Source organism: Photobacterium alginatilyticum, from assembly GCF_009910675.1.
Classification (GTDB): Bacteria; Pseudomonadota; Gammaproteobacteria; order Enterobacterales; family Vibrionaceae; genus Photobacterium; species Photobacterium alginatilyticum.
Genome location: NZ_RSEJ01000271.1, coordinates 1 through 450 on the forward strand (window position 1 = coordinate 1; position 450 = coordinate 450).

Here is a 450-nt window from a genome sequence, read left to right on the forward strand (position 1 = left end):
ACTTGCTACGGCAGGTAATAAAACGAATTTGCTTGGCGACCATAGCATTATGGACCCACCTGATCCCATGCCGAACTCAGYAGTGAAACGTAATAGCGCCGATGGTAGTGTGGGGTCTCCCCATGTGAGAGTAGGACATCGCCAGGCTTTATTTGCCTATCTTGGTTATTGCTTGCATCTTTTGATACTTGCGATGCTCATGTGCTAACGCACACTGCGCTTCTCAGTTCAAAACCTRCATCGCATAACACAAGATATTCTAAACAAAGCATTTAAGAGTAAGACTTTGTTTGGCACACAGAATAGTGTGGAGCGGTAGTTCAGTTGGTTAGAATACCGGCCTGTCACGCCGGGGGTCGCGGGTTCGAGTCCCGTCCGCTCCGCCACTTATTAAGAAGCCTCGTCGAAAGACGGGGCTTTTTTCCATCTGTCCAATATGTTCGCCCTGCG

General features: G+C 48.9%; 1 tRNA gene and 1 rRNA gene. Both read left to right on the forward strand.

The features are described 5' to 3' along the window. Window positions 1–31 precede the first annotated feature (31 nt). Window positions 32–147, forward strand: a 5S ribosomal RNA gene (rrf, locus tag EIZ48_RS28740). A 162-nt stretch (window positions 148–309) separates the two neighbouring features. Next, window positions 310–386 (forward strand) — tRNA-Asp (locus EIZ48_RS28745). The last annotated feature ends 64 nt before the right edge of the window (window positions 387–450 follow it).